The organism is Bradyrhizobium sp. USDA 326, from assembly GCF_049739485.1.
GTDB lineage: Bacteria > Pseudomonadota > Alphaproteobacteria > Rhizobiales > Xanthobacteraceae > Bradyrhizobium.
The window spans coordinates 3,925,002-3,948,338 of sequence record NZ_JBMGQA010000001.1 but is presented as its reverse complement, the minus strand read 5'-3'; the positions used below and the strand labels follow the sequence as shown (position 1 = coordinate 3,948,338).

General features: G+C 65.0%; 25 protein-coding genes and 1 pseudogene. 9 read left to right on the top strand and 17 right to left on the bottom strand.

All coding sequences use genetic code 11. The annotated features are described in order from the left end of the window. Positions 1–11: 11 nt before the first annotated feature. On the top strand, positions 12–779 hold the full coding sequence (locus tag ABIG06_RS18515) for an IclR family transcriptional regulator (RefSeq protein WP_370138064.1): 768 nt from the start codon (positions 12–14) through the stop codon (positions 777–779). 93 nt (positions 780–872) lie between these two features. Beyond that, positions 873–1,418 carry a hypothetical protein gene (locus tag ABIG06_RS18510; protein WP_370138062.1) on the top strand — a complete coding sequence of 182 codons (546 nt, stop codon included), beginning with the start codon at positions 873–875 and terminating at the stop codon, positions 1,416–1,418. Positions 1,419–1,457: 39 nt separating this feature from the next. Here the strand turns inward: ABIG06_RS18510 and ABIG06_RS18505 are convergent, their stop codons facing one another. The 5 genes and pseudogenes from ABIG06_RS18505 to ABIG06_RS18485 all read right to left on the bottom strand — a co-directional run bounded on the left by ABIG06_RS18505 (position 1,458) and on the right by ABIG06_RS18485 (position 6,439). Next, a complete protein-coding gene (locus ABIG06_RS18505; protein WP_370138061.1) occupies positions 1,458–1,646 on the bottom strand; it encodes a hypothetical protein in 189 nt (62 codons plus the stop codon). A gap of 368 nt (positions 1,647–2,014) precedes the next feature. Further along, positions 2,015–3,165 (bottom strand): annotated as a pseudogene (locus ABIG06_RS18500) (IS3 family transposase); the annotation flags it as partial. Positions 3,166–3,557: 392 nt separating this feature from the next. Continuing rightward, positions 3,558–4,316 (bottom strand): SDR family NAD(P)-dependent oxidoreductase, encoded by a 759-nt coding sequence (locus ABIG06_RS18495; RefSeq protein ID WP_370138060.1) that lies wholly within the window; start codon positions 4,314–4,316, stop codon positions 3,558–3,560. Next, positions 4,313–5,488 carry an ABC transporter substrate-binding protein gene (locus ABIG06_RS18490; RefSeq protein WP_370140872.1) on the bottom strand — a complete coding sequence of 392 codons (1,176 nt, stop codon included), beginning with the start codon at positions 5,486–5,488 and terminating at the stop codon, positions 4,313–4,315. The genes ABIG06_RS18495 and ABIG06_RS18490 overlap by 4 nt, the downstream gene beginning before the upstream one ends. Positions 5,489–5,638: 150 nt before the next feature. Continuing rightward, positions 5,639–6,439, bottom strand: coding sequence for an acetoacetate decarboxylase family protein (locus ABIG06_RS18485; RefSeq protein ID WP_370138059.1), 801 nt, complete (start codon positions 6,437–6,439; stop codon positions 5,639–5,641). A gap of 174 nt (positions 6,440–6,613) precedes the next feature. Between ABIG06_RS18485 and xseA the strand changes: the two genes are divergently transcribed. Further along, a complete protein-coding gene (gene xseA, locus ABIG06_RS18480; RefSeq protein ID WP_370140871.1) occupies positions 6,614–8,236 on the top strand; it encodes an exodeoxyribonuclease VII large subunit in 1,623 nt (540 codons plus the stop codon). A 68-nt stretch (positions 8,237–8,304) separates the two neighbouring features. Here the strand turns inward: xseA and ABIG06_RS18475 are convergent, their stop codons facing one another. Together ABIG06_RS18475 and ABIG06_RS18470 are read right to left on the bottom strand one after the other, a co-directional pair. Beyond that, positions 8,305–8,454, bottom strand: a complete 150-nt coding sequence (locus ABIG06_RS18475) for a hypothetical protein (RefSeq protein ID WP_162832052.1) — start codon at positions 8,452–8,454, stop codon at positions 8,305–8,307. A 203-nt stretch (positions 8,455–8,657) separates the two neighbouring features. Then, complete coding sequence (locus ABIG06_RS18470) at positions 8,658–9,482, bottom strand: dienelactone hydrolase family protein (RefSeq protein WP_370138057.1); 825 nt, start codon at positions 9,480–9,482, stop codon at positions 8,658–8,660. A 194-nt stretch (positions 9,483–9,676) separates the two neighbouring features. Here ABIG06_RS18470 and ABIG06_RS18465 point away from each other — a divergent pair, with 194 nt between their 5' ends. After that, positions 9,677–9,904, top strand: a complete 228-nt coding sequence (locus ABIG06_RS18465) for a DUF2093 domain-containing protein (protein WP_014491939.1) — start codon at positions 9,677–9,679, stop codon at positions 9,902–9,904. Between the two features lie 16 nt (positions 9,905–9,920). Here ABIG06_RS18465 and ABIG06_RS18460 read toward each other — a convergent pair whose 3' ends face one another. Beyond that, positions 9,921–10,232, bottom strand: coding sequence for a hypothetical protein (locus tag ABIG06_RS18460; RefSeq protein WP_370138055.1), 312 nt, complete (start codon positions 10,230–10,232; stop codon positions 9,921–9,923). Positions 10,233–10,701: 469 nt separating this feature from the next. On the opposite strand from ABIG06_RS18460, the gene ABIG06_RS18455 reads away from it, so the two are divergent. Beyond that, positions 10,702–10,902, top strand: coding sequence for a hypothetical protein (locus ABIG06_RS18455; protein ID WP_370138053.1), 201 nt, complete (start codon positions 10,702–10,704; stop codon positions 10,900–10,902). 256 nt (positions 10,903–11,158) lie between these two features. Here the strand turns inward: ABIG06_RS18455 and ABIG06_RS18450 are convergent, their stop codons facing one another. The 7 genes from ABIG06_RS18450 to ABIG06_RS18420 all read right to left on the bottom strand — a co-directional run bounded on the left by ABIG06_RS18450 (position 11,159) and on the right by ABIG06_RS18420 (position 17,301). Then, a complete protein-coding gene (locus tag ABIG06_RS18450; RefSeq protein WP_370138051.1) occupies positions 11,159–11,494 on the bottom strand; it encodes a GYD domain-containing protein in 336 nt (111 codons plus the stop codon). Between the two features lie 261 nt (positions 11,495–11,755). Continuing rightward, positions 11,756–12,772, bottom strand: a complete 1,017-nt coding sequence (lpxK, locus tag ABIG06_RS18445) for a tetraacyldisaccharide 4'-kinase (protein WP_124163034.1) — start codon at positions 12,770–12,772, stop codon at positions 11,756–11,758. Further along, a complete protein-coding gene (locus ABIG06_RS18440; protein WP_124163035.1) occupies positions 12,765–14,081 on the bottom strand; it encodes a 3-deoxy-D-manno-octulosonic acid transferase in 1,317 nt (438 codons plus the stop codon). Before ABIG06_RS18440 ends, lpxK begins: the two co-directional genes overlap by 8 nt. Continuing rightward, entirely contained in the window at positions 14,074–14,793 is a 720-nt protein-coding gene (locus tag ABIG06_RS18435) for a lysophospholipid acyltransferase family protein (protein ID WP_370138049.1), read from the bottom strand. The genes ABIG06_RS18440 and ABIG06_RS18435 overlap by 8 nt, the downstream gene beginning before the upstream one ends. Next, positions 14,790–15,032, bottom strand: coding sequence for a DUF4170 domain-containing protein (locus ABIG06_RS18430; protein WP_124163037.1), 243 nt, complete (start codon positions 15,030–15,032; stop codon positions 14,790–14,792). The genes ABIG06_RS18435 and ABIG06_RS18430 overlap by 4 nt, the downstream gene beginning before the upstream one ends. Positions 15,033–15,092: 60 nt before the next feature. Further along, positions 15,093–15,911 carry a 3'(2'),5'-bisphosphate nucleotidase CysQ gene (locus ABIG06_RS18425; protein ID WP_124163038.1) on the bottom strand — a complete coding sequence of 273 codons (819 nt, stop codon included), beginning with the start codon at positions 15,909–15,911 and terminating at the stop codon, positions 15,093–15,095. Beyond that, a complete protein-coding gene (locus ABIG06_RS18420; RefSeq protein WP_370138046.1) occupies positions 15,898–17,301 on the bottom strand; it encodes a TldD/PmbA family protein in 1,404 nt (467 codons plus the stop codon). Before ABIG06_RS18420 ends, ABIG06_RS18425 begins: the two co-directional genes overlap by 14 nt. A 262-nt stretch (positions 17,302–17,563) precedes the next feature. Here ABIG06_RS18420 and ABIG06_RS18415 point away from each other — a divergent pair, with 262 nt between their 5' ends. Continuing rightward, positions 17,564–18,082, top strand: a complete 519-nt coding sequence (locus tag ABIG06_RS18415) for a DUF6101 family protein (RefSeq protein WP_124163040.1) — start codon at positions 17,564–17,566, stop codon at positions 18,080–18,082. A 105-nt stretch (positions 18,083–18,187) separates the two neighbouring features. On the opposite strand, the gene ubiA is transcribed toward ABIG06_RS18415, so the two are convergent. Both ubiA and ABIG06_RS18405 read right to left on the bottom strand, forming a co-directional pair. Continuing rightward, complete coding sequence (gene ubiA, locus ABIG06_RS18410) at positions 18,188–19,144, bottom strand: 4-hydroxybenzoate octaprenyltransferase (protein WP_124163041.1); 957 nt, start codon at positions 19,142–19,144, stop codon at positions 18,188–18,190. Between the two features lie 142 nt (positions 19,145–19,286). Further along, entirely contained in the window at positions 19,287–19,949 is a 663-nt protein-coding gene (locus ABIG06_RS18405) for a hypothetical protein (RefSeq protein WP_370138044.1), read from the bottom strand. 210 nt (positions 19,950–20,159) lie between these two features. Here ABIG06_RS18405 and ABIG06_RS18400 point away from each other — a divergent pair, with 210 nt between their 5' ends. The 3 genes from ABIG06_RS18400 (at position 20,160) to hisG (ending at position 23,297) form a co-directional block, all read left to right on the top strand. After that, the gene (locus ABIG06_RS18400; RefSeq protein ID WP_370138042.1) at positions 20,160–20,915 is read left to right on the top strand and encodes a 16S rRNA (uracil(1498)-N(3))-methyltransferase; all 756 of its coding nucleotides are present in this window, start codon (positions 20,160–20,162) and stop codon (positions 20,913–20,915) included. 249 nt (positions 20,916–21,164) lie between these two features. Continuing rightward, positions 21,165–22,316 carry an ATP phosphoribosyltransferase regulatory subunit gene (locus ABIG06_RS18395; RefSeq protein ID WP_124163043.1) on the top strand — a complete coding sequence of 384 codons (1,152 nt, stop codon included), beginning with the start codon at positions 21,165–21,167 and terminating at the stop codon, positions 22,314–22,316. Between the two features lie 3 nt (positions 22,317–22,319). Continuing rightward, positions 22,320–23,297, top strand: coding sequence for an ATP phosphoribosyltransferase (hisG, locus tag ABIG06_RS18390; RefSeq protein WP_370138040.1), 978 nt, complete (start codon positions 22,320–22,322; stop codon positions 23,295–23,297). Positions 23,298–23,337 lie beyond the last annotated feature (40 nt).

The window sequence follows — 23,337 nt, the reverse complement described above, 5'->3', positions numbered from 1 at the left end:
AGGCCTGATGAATGAACCCTGAAAAGCCGCAGCCGGGCGCGCCCGCCCTGGAAAAGGGGCTGGACCTCCTTGAGGCGCTGGCGGGCGCTGCACGCGGGATGAGCCAGAAGCAGCTTGCCGAACGCGTCGGGCGCTCCGTCAGCGAGATCTTCCGGATGCTGGTGGCGCTGGAGCGGCGTGGCTATGTCGCGCGCGACCCCGCCACCGGCGAATACACCTTGACGCTGAAGCTGTTCCGGATCGCCTCGCAATTCCCGCCGACCGAGCGGCTGCTGAAGGCGGCGCTGCCGGTGATGGAGCAGCTGGCCTCGCGCGTGCAATTGTCCTGCCACCTGACGGTGCTGCACGGCGAGCAGTTCATGGTGATCGCCCGGATCGAGCCGGAATGGCTGATGGGCTGGTCGGTCAAGGTCGGCGCGGTGTTTCCGCTCACCCAGCAATACGCTTCAGCGAAGGTGCTGGCGGCCTTCCAGCTCGAGGGCCGGCGCCAGGAGCTGGCGCAGGTCATCGCGATCAATGACCGGATCAGCATCAAGAAGGCGCTTGCCGCGCTCGACCGCATTTCGGCGGAGGGCGGAAACTTCTCCAACGACGACGGCTATACGCGCATCCTTGCCTATAGCTGCCCGATCATCGAAGCCTCCGGCCGTGCGGTGGCCGCGATGACCGTCCCGCTGGTGAAGCAGGAACAAATTCTAGCCGCGGAAGCCAGCACCATCGCCGCCGAGCTGCGCAGCGCGGCCAGGATCGTCTCCGAGAAGATCGGCGGCGTTTCTTGACGCCATAGCCGACATTGTCGCCGCCGCAATGCCTGGACTTGGCGATTCCAGGAGAAGCCTTTGAGGGAGTCCCTATTATGATATCATGATCCGATGCTGCTTATTTTCATCTATGGGCAAGTCGCCTCAGGAAAACTGACTATCGCGCGCCATCTTGCCTCCGGGACAGGGATTGCGCTGTTTCACAATCACCTCGTCGTCGATGCAGTTGGCGCGGTGTTTCCGTTTGGCACGGAGGCATTCGCGCGTTTACGCGAACAGTTCTGGATGGCCGTGTTCGAGGAAGCTGCCAAGCAGAGGCGATCGTTGATATTCACATTCGCCCCCGAGCCAACGGTGGCTGGCGATTTTCCGGTCCGAGTACAAGAATTAGTCGAGCGCAATGGCGGTGAGGTCATCTTCGTAGCGCTTCACCTGGAACAGGCAGAGCAAGAGCGACGCCTGGTCGATGAAGATCGTGCTGCCTTCGGCAAGATGCGGGACCTGTCGCTACTGCGCACACTCCGACCGCAGTTCGATGCCTGCATGGCATCAATGCCTCAGCCCGCACTCACCCTTGATGCAGGTCATCTGAAGCCGTCAGAGAGTGCCGAGGCTATCTCAAGCCTGATCTCGGCAAAGCCTAAGCGAGAGACCTAGACTAAGCGTGATGAGATCAGGTTTGATTGCAACCTGGAGTCACCCTGTCTGTTTCTCTTCTGCGCTTTTTCCATCGGAGCTTTTCGCGCGCTCTTCGAAACGATCAGCGCTCTTGGCCAGATCGTGCCCCATCTTGCTCTCGTTTTTCGCTTCGTCCCTGGAAGTCGCTTCCCGCAAGCCTTCGGCGGCCTGTTGCCCCGCCTTTGATGATTTTCGTTCGTCATCCATTGGTGGCTCCTCCGCTGGTTGATCCCGGATTGGGCGTGCCAACGTTCCAATCAGATCACCTAAACATTGTTCCCGATTCCGTTGACGCTCTTAGTCGAGCCGCGGCACAGCCGGCATCGACGCGCTAAGCACGCTTCGACGCGAACCCAACAGCGCTCGAACGTCTGCCTCGGGTCAAGGCCGGCGTCGCCGGATCAGGCGACAAGCTCGGCTGCGGGCCAAAAGGCGACATTGTGAGTTTGATGTGTTAACAGCGCTCCATAGTTCACGCTCAAATGTTGGGTGCGATGTGTTGGAACGAAACTGCGATTTTGGCTGCCCGCCGGGAGATCCTCTGAGCTGCTGCCGGTTTGATGGACACCGGGATAAGCTAATCCCACCTTGCGCTCGAACTCAACCGGGCTGAGATAGCCGATGGTCGAGTGCCTGCGGATCGTGTTGTAAAATCGTTCGATGTAGTCGAACACATCGGCTCGTGCCTCGTCTCTGGTCCTGTAGGTTTTGCCTTCCGTCCGTTCGGTCTTGAGCGACGAGAAGAAGCTCTCCATCGCCGCGTTGTCCCAGACATTACCGGAGCGGCTCATGCTGCAGACGATGCCGTGGTCGGCCATCAAACGCTGGAACTGCTCGCTGGTGTACTGACTGCCCTGGTCGGAGTGGTGCAACAGTGCTTCCGGCTTGCCGCGTCGCCAGACGGCCATCAGCAGGGCATCGGTCACCAACTGAGCTGTCATGGCGGCGCTCATCGACCAACCCACCACCCGGCGTGAGAACAGGTCGATCACTGCTGCGACGTAGAGCCAGCCCTCGGCCGTCCAGAGATACGTAAAGTCGGCGATCCACTTCTGGTTCGGCCGCTCGGCAATGAACTGCCGGTCAAGGAGGTTCGCCGGCACGGTCTCGAGCTGTCGATCGCCACTGTCCTTCGGCAAGCGCCGGCGTCGCGGCCGCGCCCGCAAGCCTTGCAGGCGCATCAGTCGTTCGATTTGGTGGAGGCCACAGTCCGCCCCATCGGCAAGCAGATCACGCCACACCCGGCGCGCACCATAGGTGCGGTCGCTCGCCATGAAGCTTGCCTTCACCTTGCCGCCGAGCTCTTCGTCGCTGCGGGATCTGGCGCTGGGCGAGCGATTCAGCCAGGCATGGAATCCCGACCGCGACACCCCCAGCGCATCGCATAGCCATGCCACCGGCCAGATCGCCCGGTGCTTCGCGATGAAGACGAACTTCATATCGCTTCCTTCGCGAAGAAGGCTGCGGCCTTTTTTAGGATATCCCGCTCGGCCTTTAACTTGGCGACCTCACGGCGCAACCGCTCGATCTCCTGCTGCTCCGGCTTCATCTGCCCGTGGCCGGGAAAGGCCTGCACCGGATCGGAGCCGAACTCTTTCACCCATTTGCGCAGAACGTTCTCATGGACATCCAGGTCGCGCCCGGCCTGCGCCACCGACACCCCACGCTCCCTAACCAGCTTGACCGCCTCGATCTTGAACTCGCGACTGAACTTCCGTCTCTTCATCGTCCACCTCCGGCTTCATGAAACACCTAATCCCGGTGTCCATCAAACCGGCAGCAGCTCACTCACGACCGCGCAAGACATGCTTGCTCGAAGGCTCACTTACATCGAAGGTGCGCGGAGGATCGTTGCGCTTGCCATGGCTGCACGCCTCGATGAGCGAGACCCCGATCTGCTTGCCTTTGTTGGCATAGATTCCGAGACTGACGCATTGCCGTTTGGTGAGATGAGGAAGTATTGGCAGTCGACAGCCCTGGTGGCGCTACAGCCAGAGATCAACGAGAAGGAGGCTTGGGCTCGCGATATTGGCGAACCTCATTGTAAAAGCCTAGTCGTTCGCCTTTCAGATTAGCAGGTTGGCAGCCGCTTCTACTTTCGGGTCGCAAGTACATGCCCTACGCCAGCGTCATTCCGCCATCCACGACCCAGGCCGCACCGTTCACATGCGCAGCCTCGTCGGACGCCAGGAAAGCAACGATGTTGGCAACATCCTGCGGCCGGCCATGCGCCGTCGCACGGCTTTGGCGCAATGCAATGCCGCCCTCGCGCGCCTGGCCTTCCAATTCGCGGATCATGCGCGACTCCACCGGTCCGGGCAGAACGGCGTTGACCCTGATCCTCGTCCCGGCGACATCGAGCGCCGCCGTGCGTGTCAGCCCGAGCACGGCGTGCTTGGAGGCGACATAGCCGGCGAGCCCTGCGCGCCCCCGGATCGCCGAGGTCGATGCGGTGTTGATGATGGCGCCGGTCCCGCGCTGCATCATCCTCGCGAGCACGTGCTTGAGGCCGAGAAACACGCCCTTGACGTTCACCTGCAGCAATCGGTCGAACGTTTCGTCGGGGTATTCGTGAAGAGGAGCGACGACGCCCTCGATGCCCGCGTTGTTGGCGAAGATGCCGATCGGCCCCAGACGTGCTTCGGTGGCTTCGACGAAGGCGATCGTATCCGGCGCGAGGGAGACATCGGCGCGGATGGCGAGCGCCCTCGCCCCGCCCTGCTCGACCAGTTGCGCGGTGGCGCGTGCGGCCGCCTCGTCGCGGTCGACGATCGCGACCGCATCGCTCATCCGCGCCAGACTCAGCGCAATGGCGCGCCCGATATCGCCCCCGCCGCCGGTGACGAGCGCGACCGGCGGCCGGTCCGTGCCGCTCACGATTTCAGGAACTCGCAGCCGCCTTCCGCCAGCGGCCGCCAGGCCTCGGACGGCGCAATGGTCTTGACCAGCTTGTAATAGTCCCAGGGATATTTGGAATCACCGGGAGTCTTCACCTCGAACAGGTACATGTTGTGCAGCTTGCGGCCGTCGGCGCGCACGCTGCCCTTGCCGAACAGCGGATCATCGGTCGGCAGCTTCTTCATCTGTTCGACCACCGCCTTGCCGTCGCTGGAGGCGCCGAGCGCATCGACGGCTTTGAGGTAGTGCAGCGTCGTGGCATAGGCGCCCGCGTGCAGCGCGGTCGGATAGCGGCCGCTGTTGCGCGGAGCGAAGCGCTTCGTCCATGCGCGCGTATCGTCATTCAGATCCCAGTAGAAGGATTCAGTGAACTGCAACCCTTGCGCAATCTTCAGGCCGAGCGAATGCACGTCGCTGAGATACAGCACCGTCGCGACCACGCGCTGGCCGCCTTGCGGAATGCCGAATTCGACCGCCTGCTTGATGGAATTGATGGTGTCGCCGCCGGCATTGATCAACGCGATGATCTCCGCCTTCGACGACTGGGCCTGCAACAGGAAGGAGGAGAAGTCCTGCGTGTTGATGGGCGTGCGGACCCCGCCGAGAACCTTGCCGCCGGATTTCTGCACGACGTTCTTGATGTCGCCTTCCATGGCATGACCGAAGGCGTAGTCGGCGGTGAGCAGGAACCAGCTCTTGCCGCCGCTCTCGACGACGGCGCGCGCAACGCCCGACGAGAGCGCGTAGGTGTCGTAGGTCCAGTGCACGAGATTGGGCGAGCAGGACTTGCCGGTCAGGTCCGACGACGAGGCGCCGGACACCAGCAGGGTCTTGTTGTTCTGCTGCACGACGTTGCGGACCGCGAGGGCGACGGCCGAATTCGGCGCATCGACGATGACGTCGACACTTTGCCGGTCGATCCACTCGCGCGCGATGTTGGCGCCGAGATCGGCCTTGTTCATGTGGTCGCCGCTGATGATCTCGATCGGCCGGGTCAGCTTTGGACCCGAAGCCTGGAAATCCTCGACCGCCATTTTGGCCGCCAGCAGCGAGCCCGGGCCGGTGACATCGGCATAGAGGCTGGACATGTCCGTCAGCACGCCGATGCGGAGCGGCTTCGTCTCCTGCGCCCGTGCACCGAGGCCCGTCATGCCCAGCGCCAATCCGCCGGCGCCGGCCAGCAGCCGGCGGCGGCTCACCCGAAATCGTCCTTCCATGTCGAATCCCTCCTTTGCCTCGTGCGTGTTTCTTCCCGCTATTCGCCGCCCGCACGTACATGGCGCGCAGGCTGATCTTGTTGGTTAGGGAATGAGCCGCTCGATGAGCCGCCGGTCCTCGACCTCGAAGCCGCCGCCATAGACCTCCGACACCATGAAATGCGCGCCGAGGATTTCCGGCTCGAGTTCGGCAATCGGATCGTACTCGCTGGCGTGCAGCGTCATCGCGGCGCGACCCGGCACGGGCTTGGAGTATTTCAACGGCGTGCGGCGATAAGCGATGTCCGCATAGGCGATGCCGAGGCGCTCAGGATGCGGCAAACGGCGCACATGGATCTCGCCGGCCGGCAGTTCGTCGCCATCGACGATACGGACGACGGGCGCGGATGCATCCGGCGTGAAGGCGAAATCGGCGAGTGGAATTCCGCGGCGCCGGACCCACCCGGTGATCGAGCCGTCCGGATGCTCGTCGAAGGCGTAGTGGGCATCCTTCTTGGTGTAGCCGAACACCTCGCGTCCGGCACAGATCCCCATGGGATCGCTGCAATACATGAAGATGTGCGTTTCGGTGAACAGCCCTTTGTAGCGCACGGGCACCGAGATCATCAGATCGAACATCTCGCCCGCATGGACAGCTAGGGAATGGCCGGGCGAACGCATGAAGCGGAAGGCGACGCGATCACTCGCAATCTCGAACGGCGTGTCCGCAAGCAGGGCGGCGACCTTGCCCGGCGCGACACGGGTCATGATCTCCACGGTCCGCAAGGTGCAGCCCCACTCCACCGGGTAAGCCGGCGAATAGGGCGGATTGACCCCGCTGTTCGGCTTGAGCCGGTACTGCGCAAACATGCGTCGACGTGGATCGTTGGGATCGGCCAGGGTCATCGGGTCCGCTTCCTTCTCTTCATTCATATATGATTTTATACTTTCATATATGAAATCAGAGACGAGTCAAGCAGCCCCCGCGGAAGCGGTTCCACGGCTCATCGAATCGATTGGCGCTGGCCTGCGAAAATCCTTAACGTCGGGTCTGATCCCAAAATGCCGAATCATTTGCCGATGCCGCCTGCGGAACAACTGAACAACGCCTTCGAATTCACCGTCTCCGAGCTCTCCCAGTCCCTGAAGCGGACGGTCGAGGACACCTATGGCCATGTCCGGGTCCGCGGTGAGATCTCGGGGTTCCGCGGCGCCCATTCCTCCGGCCATTGTTATTTCGCGCTCAAGGACGAGAGCGCCAAGATCGAGGCGGTGATCTGGAAGGGCGTGCACGGGCGGATGCGCTTCAAGCCCCAGGAGGGGCTCGAGGTGATCGCCACCGGCAAGCTGACGACCTATCCGGGCTCCTCGAAATACCAGATCGTGATCGAGGCGCTGGAGCCGGCCGGCATCGGCGCGCTGATGGCGCTGATGGAGGAGCGCAAGAAGAAGCTCGCCGCCGAAGGGCTGTTCGACGAGGCGCGCAAGCAGCTCTTGCCCTGGCTGCCGGAGGTGATCGGCGTCGTGACCTCGCCGACCGGCGCCGTGATCCGCGACATCCTGCATCGGCTGGAGGACCGCTTTCCCCGGCGCGTGCTGGTGTGGCCGGTCAAGGTGCAGGGCGACGGCTCGGCCGAGCAGGTCGCGGCCGCCATCCGCGGCTTCAACGCGATTGCCCCGGGCGGCAGGATTCCGCGCCCCGACGTCCTGATCGTCGCGCGCGGCGGCGGCTCGCTGGAGGATCTCTGGTCGTTCAACGAGGAGATCGTGGTGCGGGCCGCAGCCGAGAGCATGATCCCGCTGATCTCGGCGGTCGGGCACGAGACCGACATCACGCTGATCGACTTCGTCGCCGACAAGCGCGCGCCGACACCGACGGCGGCGGCCGAGATGGCGGTGCCGGTGCGCAGCGAATTGTTCGTCGAGGTCGCCGATCTCGGCCGCCGCACCCGCGCCTATTGGCAGCGTGCCCAGGAGAGCCGCCGCAGCGAGCTGCGCGCCGCCGCGCGCGCATTGCCGGCGGCCGGCGATCTGCTGGCGATCCCGCGGCAGCGGCTGGATTCGGCGGGCGCTTCGCTACCCCGCTGCCTCAAGGCCAACACGCATGCGCATTTCCGCCGGTTCACCGCAGCCAGCTCAAAGCTGACGCTGCGGGTGCTGCACGGGCAGATCTCGCAGGCCGATCATCGCCTCACCGTTTGCGGCGAGCGGCTGGGCCTGTCCGCGCGCTCGCTGCTGCGGCAGCGGCGTGACCGCTTTGCCGGGCTTGAAGTACGGCTGCGTGCCTCGAAGCTTTCGAATGCGCAAGCGCAGCGCAACGCGATTGCCCGCCAGCGCGAGCGCACACATCGTCTGGCCGAACGCGCGGGGCGAGCGCTTGCGACGCTGCTGCACCGGCTGGACACGCGGGTCGAGAACAGCGGCAAGCTGCTTTCCGCGCTGTCCTACCGCAGCGTGCTCGCGCGCGGCTTCGCGCTGGTGCGCGACGAGGCCGGCCATCCCGTGCATGCGGCTGATACGATCGGTCCCGGCGCACGCGTCGAGATCGAGTTCGCGGATGGTCGCGTCGGCGCAACCGCGGATGCGGATCGCGCGGCCCCCGCGGCAACGCGCGCGCCGCCGCAACCCAAGCCGGCCGTGCCGGAGACAAAGCCCGCGCCGAAGCGCGTGGCCAAGAAGGTGGATCAGGGCAGTCTGTTCTGAGGCGAGAGGACGGCAAGTGTAGGCATGATCGACCCAAACCTCGCAAGACGATGTGGACGCAACGCGTCCTACCGGCAGGACAGTCCCGCGTCGATCGTGGTCCAGAAGCCGCAATGTTCCGGCGCCAGCATTGGCGCGCCGGCGCGGGCTTCGAACAGAAAGATCGCCACGGTGAAGACGATCAGGGCGGAGGCGAACAGAACGATGCGGTTGCGCATGTGAGATCGGTTTAACCGCCATCGTGGTCGAATGATGGCACGGTTCACGGCCAAAGCCGGCGCGGCATGGGTCCGTAGATTGACGGTCGGCCATGTTCCGTGCAGGGCGGTGGTCGATGCGGGGCTGCCCGCCTGACGTTGTTCCCAGGGCGGCCCCGCCTTCGCTCTACCGAGCTACGGCGCGGCAGGCCCACTCCTCCGCCTCACCGGGCCAGCCAGCGCGCGACATCCTTCTGCGATTCAGCATGCGCCTCGGCGTCCATACCGAAATCGCCGCGCTCGGGCGCAGCGGCGTCGCGGCTGCCGGCAGATGCGTGCAGCGGCATGTTGGCGCGGTCGAAATCGTGATCGGCGCCGGGATAGACCACGATGCGCGCGAGCGCGCTGCGGCCGCGCGCGCCGTCCACCATCTGGCGGCAGGCCGGCGGCGACGACACGTCGTCATCGGCGCCGATCAGCACAAGCGTCGGTACCCGCGTGCTCCACCCCAGACCCGCCGAGATCCGGCAATCCGGATAGAACGCGATCGCGGCGCGGAAATCCGGACTGAGATCGCGCGCTGCGCTTTGCGGGCGCACGGCCCAGAGCAGCGCACTCGCGCCGTTGGCCCAGCCGATCAGGCTGACGCGGTCGTGCGCCACCCAGGCCTGCTTCATCAGCCAGGCGCGTGAGGCCGCGATATCGGCGACGCGCTCGCGCCGCGCTTTGACATGCATCTCCCTGACGCGGCATTGCGGCCCGAGCTCGCGCGAGCCGTAGCTGTCCGGCAGCAGCACGGCGTTGCCCGCCTTGAGCAGGCGCTCGGCCCAATCCCGATAGCGCGGCAGCACGGGATCGGAATGGCCACCAAGGCCGCCGCAGCCATGCAGCGCGATCACGGTCGGAAACGGGCCGGCGCCCTCGGGCTTGTAGAGCTGCGCATGGAGGACCCCGGACGCGAGCGGAATGTCGACCGGCTGCGGCGCCGGTGTGGCGTGCGCGGTCGATATCAGCAGCGTCAGGAGCAGGGCGGTCAGTCGAAGGCGCATCGGACTCTGCCGTATCAGGTGCCGGAACCAGCGATCCTTCGCTCGAGGCCTTATCACGCAGAAACGGCGGTAAAACATCACGAACCGGTGGGTTTGACGGGCGGACAAGCCACCCTATCTATGCTACATCCAATCCAACACATTCTGCCCTCCAGGGTTTTCCCGGGAGAGGCCTTCCACGGAGACTTTCGACCGTGCTGAACAAGTTCGGCCCCTCGGGCCATGGCGAAGCGCAGGTGCAGTATCTCGACGGCGATTTCCGCGTCATCTCGCCGGGGACCTTCGTGCGCTGCGCGATCACCGACACGCGGATCCCGCTCGACGAGTTGAAGTACTGGAGCGTGGATCTGCAGGAGGCCTATGCCACGCCCGCCGCGGTGCTGCAACGGCATTTCCCCGGCGCGCTCAAGCCGCAGCCGTGACGTCCGCGGCTCGCGGCTATTCCTGCGCCGTGCCATCCGACGAGCCCGCGCAGGTCTTGATGAAATCCTTCCGGGCCTCTCCGACCACTTTCTGATCGATCGCCTGCTTCAGGCAATCGACCCGCGCCTGCGCCATGCAGAGCTGCAGCTGGTCGTGCCTGTCTTGTCCCTTCAGGTATTGCGTCGTAGCCAGGCACGTGACCCGCTTGGTTGCGGGAACCGGCACCGTCGCTGCTGGCGCAGCGGACGGCGTCGTCTGTGCAGCAAACACAGGCGCAATGATCAGACACACAAGGCTGGCGGCGACAGTCGCAGACGGAAATTTCATCGCATTCTCCCGATCGTCCGAACCGATAGAAGTTTCGCGATGAATGCCGCCTGAATGACGGGCAGCAGCGCGGGCGGTGCAGCTTGTGACGAAACACGGGGAGTGTGTCGCGTCCCGACGATGTTCGCGCGCCTGATCCGGCGTCTCGCAGCCGAAATGATCTCCGTCGCGCCGCTCCGAGTTGCATCGGACAGCTACGTGCACTCCGCGGCGAGTCATTCGCGCTGTGGTTGGATTCTTCGGCACCGTTCGGCGCCCTTAAGTTGTTTGACGAAGTCTTGGCGAAACAGAGTGCTGCTAAAGTGCATGTTAGGTAATCAGCCCTGTTGTTTTGATCGCACAGACAATCAATCGGCCATCGAGCTTCGGAATTTACACAGTCTGTGAACGGGCTCATACCGAAGAGCCATCTGGCGGGCTATGATCATCTCGAAAATTCGCGGTGGAATATCTGTAAATTGAGAGTCAAATGATGGGGGTGATCATGCCCGCCATACTAGACCTGCTCTATCGTGAATATTGCCGCGCTCGTCTCGCTGAGATGCGCAAACAGCTTTTGATCGCAGCTAAACGCTCCGAAACTCTCGAAGCGGATCATCATCCTGCGAAGCAGGGCGACGATGAGGGAGCGGACGCACACCGCAAGACCGGTCAGGGCATGCCGAACTGAAGCGGCCCAAGACCGGCGATCACTCCCGCATGGCGGCGACCAGGCAACTGGCGAACAGTTTGGGAGTCAGCAATGAACGCACCGCAGTACTATACTGTCATCGTGGCCTGCATCTCGTGCGTGACCATCATCGGATTGATGGCCGTCGGGGTGTGGTGAGCAGGGCCCTCGCCTCGTTGGAGACATGGTTCTGACTTCGACATGAGCACAGCCGCCGCGTCGTTCGGCTGCGGCGGCTGCGCGTTGGATCCGGATATCAGCTTCCAGGCGGGGTATACGAAGTACGCAGCTTCGCCGCGTTCTGACGGACCTGCTTGATCTCGTCCTGCGTGAACAACCGGACCAGTTTCACGTTCTGCAGCGTGCCCGCCGTGACGGTGAGACCTGAAATGGCCGGAGCCGCACTGGGATCAGGCACATCGAAAATCACCAGGACGCCTGGGCCGTCGGCCGCGACGCTGTACATCGAGATCAGCTTTCCGCCGGCCGCTTCGATGAGTTTTCGGGCTGCCTCCTGGCGATTGGTCGTGGGATTCTCCAAAATGGCATTGAGAGCGCGTGGCGTGTATTGTCCGGTGAGGCAAAAATGCATGACAAATTCTCCTCTGAACTATTGGCAATAACCCTCCGTGCCGTTCCGAACTGATCGTTACGGCCGCTGCAACTGACATGATGAAGATTTCATTGCCCGCCGTGGGCATCAACGCCGTCGATGATTGCCGGGAGTTCGGCACGTCCCGGTGACGGCTCTCATGAAAGGCTACATCAACTGCCAAGAGCGCGGAAGAGAATTCGTCACCCGCGACACGTCGCTGTATGAGCTATGGCAGAGACGCTTGCCTAGTGCACGAGATCATCGCCTGCTGAACCGCCGCTCGCGCGCCTTGTAGAGATGATCGCTGATCAGTTGCCGCAGCTTTGCCGGCTCGTCGAACTCGAGCTGAACGGCAAACGGCACGACGCCGTCGGGCACGTCCGTGCGGCCACGCAGGCGTGCAAGATCCTTTTCCGTCGTCACCAGCGTGAGCTGCTCGCGCTGGGCCTCCGCTGCGAGAGCTGCGATCTCGACTTGCGAAAACACGTGATGGTCGGCGAAGCCGCGCGTGCGCACGACCTCGATCCCGCTGGCGCGCAAGCTGCGGAAGAAGCGCTCGGGGTCCCCGATGCCGGCGAAGGCGAACACCTTCTTGCCAAGAAGCTGCGCGACCGAGCCCGCATTGGGCTTCAGGCGTGCCCGCATCTCCGGCTTGTCGCGCTTGGCGAGCTCGGCCGCGACATCGTTGGCGGCGCGGCCATCGCCGATCAGCACCAGCGCGTCGGTGCGCGCGAGCTGGGCCTGCAGCGGCGCGCGCAGGGGGCCTGCGGGAAACACCTGGCCATTGCCGAGACCGCGCTCGCTGTCGATCACGATCAGGGACGCGTCTTTCAGAAGGCCCGGGTTCTGAAAGCCGTCGTCCATCACGATCACGGTGGCGCCCTGCGATTTCGCCAGCGCGACCCCGTCGAGGCGGTCGCGCGCGACTGCGACCGGGACGTCGCGCGCCATCATCAGGGGCTCGTCGCCGATGTCGGATGCGGTGTGACGCGCGCGGTCGACCATCACCGGCCCCTTCAGGTGCCCGCCGTAGCCGCGGCTGAGCACGACCGGCGTCTCGCCGAGCTCGCGAAGCAGCTTCGTTAGCGCCAGCACGGTCGGCGTCTTGCCGGCGCCGCCGACATGATAGTTGCCGACGCAGATCACGGGAATGCCGGCGTCCACGCCGGCGCGCTGCATGCGCCATGCGGTGACGACGCCGTAGAGCGCACCCAGCGGAAAGAGGACATGCGATAGCGGGGAATGTGGCCGGTACCAGAAGGCCGGCTCACGCATTCGCGGCCCCCATCTCGATCCGCAACTGCAGCAGATACGGCTCGAGCGCGGTCATGGTGCGATCGAGCGCACCGCCGAGCTGCTCGACCACGCCCGAGCCTGCGCGTTGCATCTTGTCGCGCACGGTCGGCTCGGCCAGGAGCAGGCCGAGCTGCTTGACCAACGCCTCCTGTGTATCGGCCTCGCGCGCTCCGCCGCTCCCGTCGAGCGCTTCATAGACATCGGCGAAATTGAAGACGTGCGGACCGTGGACGATCGCAGCGCCAAGCTTGATCGCCTCGATCGGATTCTGGCCGCCATGGTGGATCAGCGACCCGCCCATGAACACGATCGGCGAGAGGCGGTAGAACAGGCCGAGCTCGCCCATGGTGTCGGCAACATAGACATCGGTCGTGGCCGTCGGCAGCTCCTCGCGCGAGCGCAAGCTCGGCTTCAGGCCGGACGCCGTGACCAGGCCTGCGATCGCGGAGCCGCGATCCGGATGGCGCGGCACGATCACGGTGAGAAGCTGCGGGAAGAAACCAACGAGGCTGCGATGCGCCGCGATCAGCATCTCGTCCTCGCCCGGATGGGTCGAGGCCGCGACGATGATCGGACGCCCGCGCGTCATCGCCATCAGCCGTTCGAGCTTTGCGGGATCGGCCGGCGGCGCCGCCACGTCCAGCTTCAGATTGCCCGTGGTGACGACGTTGCGGCCGCCGAGCGCGGAAAAGCGCTCGGCATCAGTCCTCGACTGCGCAAGACAAATGTCGAACCGCGACAGCAGCGCCGAGATGGTGCCGTGCATGCGGCGCCAGCGCGGGAAGGAACGCGGAGACATCCGCCCGTTGATCAGCACCATCGGCATCCGGCGCGCCGCGCCGGCGAGGATCAGGTTCGGCCAAAGGTCGGATTCGATGAACAGGGCCAGCGACGGCTTCCAGTGATCGAGGAAGCGCGCGACATAGCGCGGAGAGTCATACGGCACGTACTGATGGATGACGTCAGGCGGAAAGCGCTTCGCCACCACCGCCGCCGAGGTGACGGTGCCCGAGGTGAGCAGGATGCGCAGATTGAGATCGCGCAGGCGCCCGATCAGCGCCGCCGCGGCCAGCACCTCGCCGACGCTGGCGCCGTGGATCCAGATCAGCGGGCCATGCGGCCGCACGTCACCGGACAGCCCCCGCCGCTCGCCGACGCGCGCGGGATCCTCCTTGCCCTGCTTCAGCCGCCGCTTGATCAGCGCAGGCGCAAGCGGCACCAGGCCGGAGGCCAAGCGCCGATACATCCGCAGCGTGATCGGCAGCGCAATGGGCAGCGACTTAGGCATGTTCCGGTCCCCGACGACCGAGTTGGGCGTAGGCGCGGCGGGTCGCTTCGTTCAACGTGTCTTCCAGCTCCTGGCGCAATGCTTCCATCGTGGCGGCGTCGGCATCCGGAGGAACGTGGATTTCCTTGATGCCGACCAATGCGCCGCGCCCGAACGGCAAATTGATGGTGGTGCGGTCCCAGTTCTTGAGCCGGACGAAGCGGCTGGTCGCCATCGCGAAAGGCATGATCGGCCGCCCCGATTCCCGTGCCAGCATGATAATGCCGAGCCCCGCCACGCGCGAGCGCTTGGGGACATCGGCGGTCAATGCGACATTACAACCGGCCTGGAGCGTCCGCACCATTTCCTTGAAGGCGCCCACACCTCCCTTGCGATGGAACGCCCCGCCATGGTCGCCGGAGCCGCGGATGGTGCCGATGCCGAGCCGTTCCGCCGCGATCGCATTGAACTCGCCGTCGCGATGGCGGGAGATCAGGACCTTGGCCCGATAGGAGGCCTTGTCCCGGTTCTTGATGAAGGGTGTCAGGAAATGCTGGCCGTGCCAGAACGCGAAGATCGCGGGGAGTTGCGGCTCGACGCGTTCATAGACGTCCGGGGGATCGAACGTGAACCTGTTGGTCCGCCAGACCAGACGCAGATATTCGGCCGCCAGGACCCCGACGGCACGCTGAAGCCAGCTGCTTCGCAGCGTATTGCGAAGCAGTCTTTTCAACGCGCCGGTTCTTGATTCGGGTCGAGCAGCCGGTGGAGATGGACGATGAAATAGCGCATCTGTGCGTTGTCGACCGTGCTCTGCGCCTTGGCGCGCCAGGCGGCATAGGCGGCCGCATAGTTCGGATAGAGGCCGACGATCTCGACGTCGTCGAGATTCTTGAAGGTGTTGCCCTTGAGATCGACGAGCTCGCCGCCGATGACGAGGTGAAGCAGTTGTTGCGGGGCACTATCTGGCATGAGTTCTATTCCTAACGGGCTGCCCGGCAAAGCAGTGTCCGACAAGCACGACGAAGCGCTTCACGGCAAGGGACGGTTGCGAAAATGCGCGACAATGCCCGCATGACGATCGCGTCCCGCTGCCACCAGCACCCCGTGCGCCACTTCCCGGCGGTTGTAGAGGATGGGTTCTCCGGAGAGATTGCTCATCCTACCATCCGCTTCCTGCACGATCAAATCGGCCGCCGCAAGGTCCCAGTCATGGCTATTGCCCCCCGCAAAAGCCGCATCCAGCGCGCCATGGGCGACCCGGCACAGCCGCAGCGCCAGCGAGCCGATTCGCCGATGCAGCTTGATTTCGCCGAGTGACGGCTTCAGGCGCTCGACCAGCGGCTTCGGGCCGGCGACGCGGGCGAAGTCGAGCTCGGATCCGGACGTCGCCCTCACCGGCTTGTCGTTGAGCGTCGTGCCCTGGCCGCGCACTGCGAAGAAGAACTCGTCGCTCGCTGGTGCAAACACCGCGGCAAGAACGGGCGAGGCGTCCTCCACCAGCGCCACACTGACGCACCATTCGTCATGACCGCCCAAATAATTGCGCGTGCCGTCGATGGGATCGACGATCCATGTCAGCCGCCGCGACAGCCGTGCGGCATCGTCGGCGCTCTCCTCGGACAGCCAGCCATAGTCGGGTGTCGCGGCGCGCAGGCGCGCTTCGAGGAGATCGTTGACCGCGATATCGGCCTCCGACACCGGCGAGGACGCGCCCTTGGTCCACTTCCTCAGCTCGGTGCCAAACATCGACTGCGCGAGCGCACCCGCCTCCCGCACCGTGTCCTTCAGCAGCGCCGCGTCGCGAGTCAGGATAGTGTTGTCGAGGGAGTTCGCGTCACCGTCCGCCAAGCGTCAGACCCTCGATGCGCACCGTCGGCGCATTGATGCCGTAGCGGAATTCGAGATTGTTCGCGGGCTGCATCGAGTTGAAGATCTCGAACAGATGGCCGGCGATCGTCACCTCGCTGACGGGATAGGTGATCTCGCCGTTCTCGATCCAGAAACCGGAGGCGCCGCGGCTGTAATCGCCGGTGACGCCGTTGACGCCGGAGCCGATCAAATCGGTGACATAGAACCCCTGCTTGATATCGGAGATCAGCTCGGCCGGCGTTGGCGCGCCGGCCTCGAGATGCAGATTGTACGGCCCGGGCGAGGGAGAGGAGGAAACGCCGCGATGGGCATGGCCGGTCGTGGTGAGGCCGAGCTCGCGCGCCGTCGCGCAGTCGAGCAACCAAGTCGTCAGCACGCCTTCATCGACCAGCGCGGTCCTCTTCACCGCGACGCCTTCGGCGTCGAAGGTCTGCGAGCGCAGGCCGCGCCGGCGCAGCGGATCGTCGATGATGCGAATGTTCTTCGCGAAGAGCTGCTGGCCGAGCTTGTCCTTCAAGAAGCTGGTCTTGCGCGCGATCGAGGCGCCATTGATGGCGCCGACGAGGTGGCCGACCAGGGAGCCGGCAACGCGCGGATCGAACACGATCGGCACCTTGCAGGTCTCGACCTTGCGCGGATTGTAGCGCGCCACGGTGCGCTCGCCGGCGGAACGGCCGACGGTTTCCGGCGACAAGAGATCGGCGCCGTGCGGCGCCGAGGTGAAGTCGTAATCGCGCTCCATGCTGGTGCCTTCGCCCGATATGGCGGTCGCGGAAATGCCCTGGCTGGAGCGGAGGTAAGAGCCGTGGAAGCCGGTCGAGGTGACGAGCACCATGCCGCCGATGCCGGCGGAGGCCGAGGCGCCGCCGGATTTGGTCACACCCTTCACGCCGAGCGCCGCGGCTTCGGCCGCGAGCGCGCGGCGCTCGAGCTCGGCGGTCGCCGGCACGGCGGGATCGAGCAGGTCGAGATCGGGGAAGTCGCGCGCGAGCAGCGCGGGATCGGCGAGCCCGACATATTTGTCGCTAGGTGCAACCTTCGCCATCGCGACCGCGCGCTCGGCAAGCTTGGTGACGGCGTCACCGCTGACGTCGTTGGTGGAGACCACCGCCTGGCGTTGCCCGACCAGCACGCGCAGACCGACGTCGTCGCCCTCGGACCGCTCGGATTCCTCGACACGGCCGTCGCGGACCTCGACGCCGTGCGAGACGCCGCGCACCGCGACCGCATCGGCCGCATCCGCGCCGGCGCGCCTGGCCGCCTCGACCAGCCGCTGCGCGAGATCGGAGAGCGCGGACTGATCGAACAGGTCGCGATTGGCCTGCGACGATGTTTGGGTCGAAAGCGTCGAGCTTGGTGAAGAGTTCACGAACGAAATCCTGTTGGGGCGGGGTTCGGGACCGGAACCCACAGATGTGCCCTGATAGCGCGGACTTCAAGCATTTTCAGCCGCCAAAAGCTCAGATTCGCAGCTTCGGCGCAACGTCTCGTCAATCATGCGCGCCAAGGTCTTGTCAATCATGAGCAGCAGTGACGGTGGGTTAACCAGGCTTTTTAAGCGGTTTCGGAAAGGCGCGCGCTAAGGTCCTCGCATCGACCGGGAACATAATCCCGGCGGGGAGAACTAAGCCGTGAGGCGTCAAACAGCAACATGCGGGGTTGCTCCCGCCGGGTCGAGCCGCTCCTTGCGGCTCGACCCCCTTTCCCTTCCGGTCCGCTTCGATGCGCATGACCCGCGCGCCGACGGACATGTCAGGCAGATCGAGCTTCATCGCGAGCGCGTCGTGCTGCGCCGGGCCGTCCGCGGCATGCAGATGGCGATCAACGTCCGCGTTGCCGACTTCACCGGCGTCGCTTTGCGCGGCAATGACGAAGCACAGACGCTCGTCCTCGTGCATCGCGATCCCTCGCTGTCCATTCCACTGCTGGTTGGCGCCGATGCCGACGAGATCGCGCAAGCCTGGGCGATCTGGAGCGAGCTCTTCGCGCTGCCACAGCTCGACGAAGGCACTCGCAAGCCCGCGCCGCGCCGCCGCCGCGCCAACGCGATCCGCGCCCGCCGCCCGAAATTCCTGATGCGCCGGCGCACCGGCATGGCGCGGCAGCTGCCGATTCATCGCGGCGAGCGCGAGATCATCGCAAGGAATTGAAGGTGCCGCAGGGTGGGTTAGCCGTAGGCGTAACCCACCAAGGTCTACCCGCATGGAAAGCAAAGTGGTGGATTACGCTGCGCTAATCCACCCGACGCCTTCGCGTCAGGCCGCCCGCAGCACCGCGTCCACCAGCAATCCCGCAAACAGCAGCAAGCCTGCATCGCGGTTCGACTTGAACAGGCGCAGGCACAGTTCGGGATCCTCGATCTTCAGGCGAACGATCTGTGAAGCCAGATGCACGGCAAAGGCCCCGAGCCCGAGCCAGGCCGGCCAGCGCACATCGCCGGAGGCCAGCGCGATGCCGATCAACGTCACCGCGAGCCCGTAGAAGAGGATCAGCGCCTGGTGCGTGTGCGCGCCGAACAGGCGGGCGGTCGACTTGATGCCGATCAGCGCGTCGTCTTCGGCGTCCTGATGCGCGTAGATCGTGTCATAGCCGATCACCCAGGAAATCGCGCCGGCATAGAGCACGAGCGCTGTGACGTCGATGCGTCCGAACGTGACGGCAAATCCCATCAAGGCGCCCCATGAGAAGGCAAGCCCGAGCACGATCTGCGGCCACCAGGTGATGCGCTTCATGAAGGGATAGATCGCGACGATCAAAAGCGAGGCGATGCCGGTCGCGATCGCGAACCGGTTGAATTGCAGCAGCACCAGGAGGCCGATCAGCGCCTGCGCGACCATGAAGGCCAGCGCCTGCTTCGTGGTCACCTGCCCTGACGGCAACGGCCGCGAGCGCGTGCGCTCGACCTTGTCGTCGAGATCGCGGTCGGTGATGTCATTCCACGTGCAGCCCGCCCCGCGCATCACGAAGGCGCCGATGAAGAACAGCACGATGGTAAGAGGCAGGCCGCGGACGTCGTGCGCCATGCCGGCCGCGAGCGCCGCCGACCACCAGCATGGCATCAGCAGAAGCCAGGAGCCGATCGGGCGGTCGAAGCGTGACAGGCGCAGGTAAGGCCGCGCCCAATGCGGCGCGAGCGTATCGACCCAGTTGCCGGTGGAATCGGCAACGCGGGCGGATGCGCTAGTGCCCAGTTTTCGAAGTTCGTATTCCATCGCGGCGTGTTCCGGTACGAACTTCGAAAACTACAAGGGCACTAGCAAGAAAACTTTAATTCACGTGCCGCTTATCGATTTGAAGTTCCTATGAGGATCTCGCGGCTAGCATCGTAGGAACTTCAAATCGGCGGCACGTGTATCATCGGGTCAGGACGTTGCCGTTGAGCGTATCGAAAGTGCTGCCGCCCTTCCTGCCGGCATTGGCCTCAGGCGCCGAGCCCGAACCCAGTACCTCGCTCAGCGACGGGCCGGCCGGACGCGCCTGTTGCTGCTGCATCTGCAGCGCGACGTTGCAGACCTTCGTCGCCATGGCCTCCGTGTTCTTGTGACCGTCCTTCATCTGCGCGCCCACCTGCGGCGGGATTCCGCATTTGGCGGCATGGGTCTCGATGTACTTGATCATCTTGGTCTCAGCCTGGCTGAAATTGCGAATCAGCTTGCAGGCCTCGTCCGGCGGCGCGTGACGGTCGCTCGCCGCCTTGATCAGCTTGCCGCGCTTCTCGGCTTCTTCGCGCAGGGGCATGAACGCCTTCATGCAGTCCTCACCGGGACCGGCTTGCGTCGGCGGAGCCGCGCTGAAGGCGCCGGCACCGCCGACCGGCGCGGCGCCGTTCACGGGAAAGGACGATTGCGGCGCCGTACCGATGGAGGCGGCGGGCGCCGAGCCGTTCACGGGCGGAAAGGGGGAGTTGGTCGCAGCCTGGCCGGGCAGCGGCGCCGGGAAGGAGCTTTGCGCATAGGCGCCCGCGGCACCCATGGCAACCATGGCGGCAGTGATCGGAACCATCAGATGACGGATCATGAAGGCAGTCTCTCCGGCAGGAGCTTACGGGGTCGGGTCTTCTCAATTGAAGCGCGACCAGCGTGTTCGCTTTTCTACGATTCCCGCCGACTCTTAACAACCCATGGAATAGGGCAAGAGCGCGGCGCTGGGACGCACCAATTCGGCGATATTTACCCCCAAAACTACTGGTTTCGGTTAAAAACGGCGGCGAATCGGACCATTTGAACGATGCCCTCCCACGATTTTCGCGCTCCCCGCCTGTTCGTCGATGCCGCCCTCGTCCAGGACGCCAGGGTGCCGCTCGACCGCGACCAGAGCAATTACCTCGGCAACGTGCTGCGCCTTGCCGCCGCGGCCGAGGTTCTCGCGTTCAATGGCCGTGACGGCGAGTGGCAGGCGGCGATCGAAGGCCGCAAGCGGCCGGATGGCCTCGTGATCCTTCAGCAGACCCGGCCCCAGGACCGACTGCCCGACCTCACTTACGTCTTCGCCCCGCTCAAGCATGCCCGGCTGGATTACATGGTGCAGAAGGCGATCGAGATGGGCGCCGCCGCCCTGCAGCCGGTCCTGACAAGGTTTACCCAGGCCTCCCGGGTCAATACCGAGCGGATGCGCGCCAATGTGGTCGAGGCGGCCGAGCAATGCGGCATCCTCAGCATCGCCACCGTGGCCGAGCCCGTGCCGCTGGAGCGCTTTTTGAGCCAGCGCGCCGCGGACCGGCTACTGATCTTCTGCGATGAGGCGGCGGAGGTCCAGGATCCCGTTCAGAGCCTGCAACGCGCCCGCGGGGCCGGCCAAGGTATTGACGTGTTGATCGGCCCCGAAGGCGGCTTCGCCGCGGAGGAACGGGCGCTGCTGCTGCGGCAGCCCAGGATCCTGCGGCTGGCCCTCGGCCCCCGGATCATGCGGGCCGACACCGCCGCGGTAGCGGCCCTGGCGCTGGTGCAGGCGGTGCTGGGCGATTGGGGCGGCAAGTCTGCCTAACCCCGTCGCCGATGCAAACGCAGGAAGCCGTCATGCCCTGGACTGTCCCAGGCATCCACGTTCTTTGTGCCGGAGGCAAGGCGTGGATGGCCGGGACAAGCCCGGCCATGACGACGGAAGATGAATTGCCCGCCCGTTAAGCGATTGATCCTTTGGAGGTCGAAACCGCTTTCGGGCCGTGCTAAGGGCTGCGCCAACTCCCATTCCTTCCTCGCCCTGCCCGGTTCCACCGGGATGATGGACCCTGAGATGACCGCGACTGCCACCTCAAATGCTGCCGGCTCCGCCGCCTGGGCGGATACGCTGCTCTTGTCGTTCGCGCAGGCCGGTTACGTCCGGGCCGAGCCGGCGATCCTGCAACCGGCCGAACCGTTCCTGGACCTCTCCGGCGAGGACATCCGCAAGAGCCTGTACCTCACCACAGACCTCTCCGGCGAGGAGCTCTGCCTGCGCCCGGACCTGACGATTCCCGTCGCGCGCGACTACCTCGCCTCGCCGCGCGCCGGCCAGCCGGCCGGGTTCAGCTATCTCGGTCCGGTGTTCCGCTACCGTAGCGGCCAGGCCACCGAATTCCTGCAAGCCGGCATCGAATCGTTCGGCCGCCAGGACCGCGCCGCAGCCGATGCCGAGATGCTGGCCCTGGCACTGGAGGCGACCGCCGCCTTCGGCGTCCGCGATGTCGAGATCCGCACCGGCGATGTCGCGCTGTTCAATGCCCTGCTGGACGCACTCAACCTCTATCCGGTCTGGCGCCGCCGCCTGGTCAAGGATTTCAACCGCAAGATCAGCCTGGAGCAGGATCTGGAGCGGCTGGCAGCCGCCAGCACGGCGACGCGCAGCGAATATGAGGGCGTGCTGGCCGCCCTCGCCGGCTCCGATCGCAAGGCGGCACTCGCCTTCGTCACCGATCTGATGTCGATCGCCGGCACCACCAATGTCGGCGGGCGCACCACGGCCGAGATCGCCGATCGCTTCCTCGAGCAATCGACGCTGAAAGGCGGTGCGCTGCCGCGCGAGGCGATCGCCGTGCTCAAGCGCTTCCTGTCGATATCAGGCAATCCCGACGACGCCATCGCCGAGCTGCGTGCACTCACGACCGACGCGAAGCTCGATCTCGCCCCGGCGATCGATCAGTTCGAGAGCCGCGTCGGCTTCATGGCGGCGCGCGGCATCGACGTGAAGCAGACCCGCTTCTCGACGGCGTTCGGGCGCGGCCTCGACTATTACACCGGCTTCGAATTCGAGCTGCATCACAGGGGCGACGGCGCCGGGCCGCTCGTCGCCGGCGGCCGCTATGATGGGCTGATGACCCAGCTCGGCTCGATCGCGCCGATCCCCGCGGTCGGCTTCTCGGTCTGGGTCGATGCGCTGACGACGATCGGCCGCAAGGTGGGAGCTTAAGTCATGAGCGCGCCATTCGTTCTGGCCGTTCCCTCCAAGGGCCGCCTTCAGGAGAATACCGAGGCCTTCTTCGCCCGCGCCGGGCTCAAGCTGTCGAAGGCCGGCGGCGTCCGCGACTACCGCGGCACGATCGCAGGTCTCGACAATGTCGAGGTCGCCTATCTCTCGGCGAGTGAGATCGCCTCGCAACTCGCACGCGGCTTTGCGCATCTTGGCGTCACCGGCGAGGACCTGGTGCGTGAGAGCATCGCCGATGCCGACAAGCGCGTGTCGCTGATCGAAGGGCTCGGCTTCGGCTATGCCGACGTTGTCGTCGCGGTGCCGCAGGCCTGGATCGACGTCCGCACCATGGCAGACCTCGACGATGTCACCACCGGCTTCCGTGAGCAGCATCACATGCGGATGCGGGTCGCGACCAAGTTCGTCAACCTCACCCGCGGCTTCTTCCAGACTCACGGCATCACCGATTACCGCATCGTCGAAAGCGCGGGCGCAACCGAAGGCGCGCCGGCGGCTGGCAGCGCCGAGCTGATCGTCGATATCACCACCACAGGCGCAACGCTCGCCGCCAACGGCTTGCGGGTGCTCGACGACGGTATGATCCTGCGCAGCCAGGCCAATCTGGTGGCGTCCAAAGGAGCCGACTGGTCGCCGCAGGCGCGAGAGACGGCGCGCGTCATCCTCGATCACATCGCAGCGCGGGCGCGGGCCAACAAGTACCGCGAAGTCCGCACCCGCTTCCGGCAATGCGACGCCGCCCTGCTCGGTGAGGCCCATAGCCAATATGGAGTCGAGGCCCCGTTCGGCGGTCCGACTTCGTCAGGCATGCTGACGCTGCACTGCCCGCCGGGGCAGCTCTATGCGCTGGCGAGCTTCCTCCGCGAGCATGGCGCCGAGACCGTCTCGGTGGTCTCGCTGGACTACGTGTTCGATCGGGAGAACCCGCTGTTCGCCAAGCTCGAGGCGTTCCTGGGGCAGTGAGCCCAGGGTTCGTTCAGCATGGCGACAGCAAGCGGCAGCT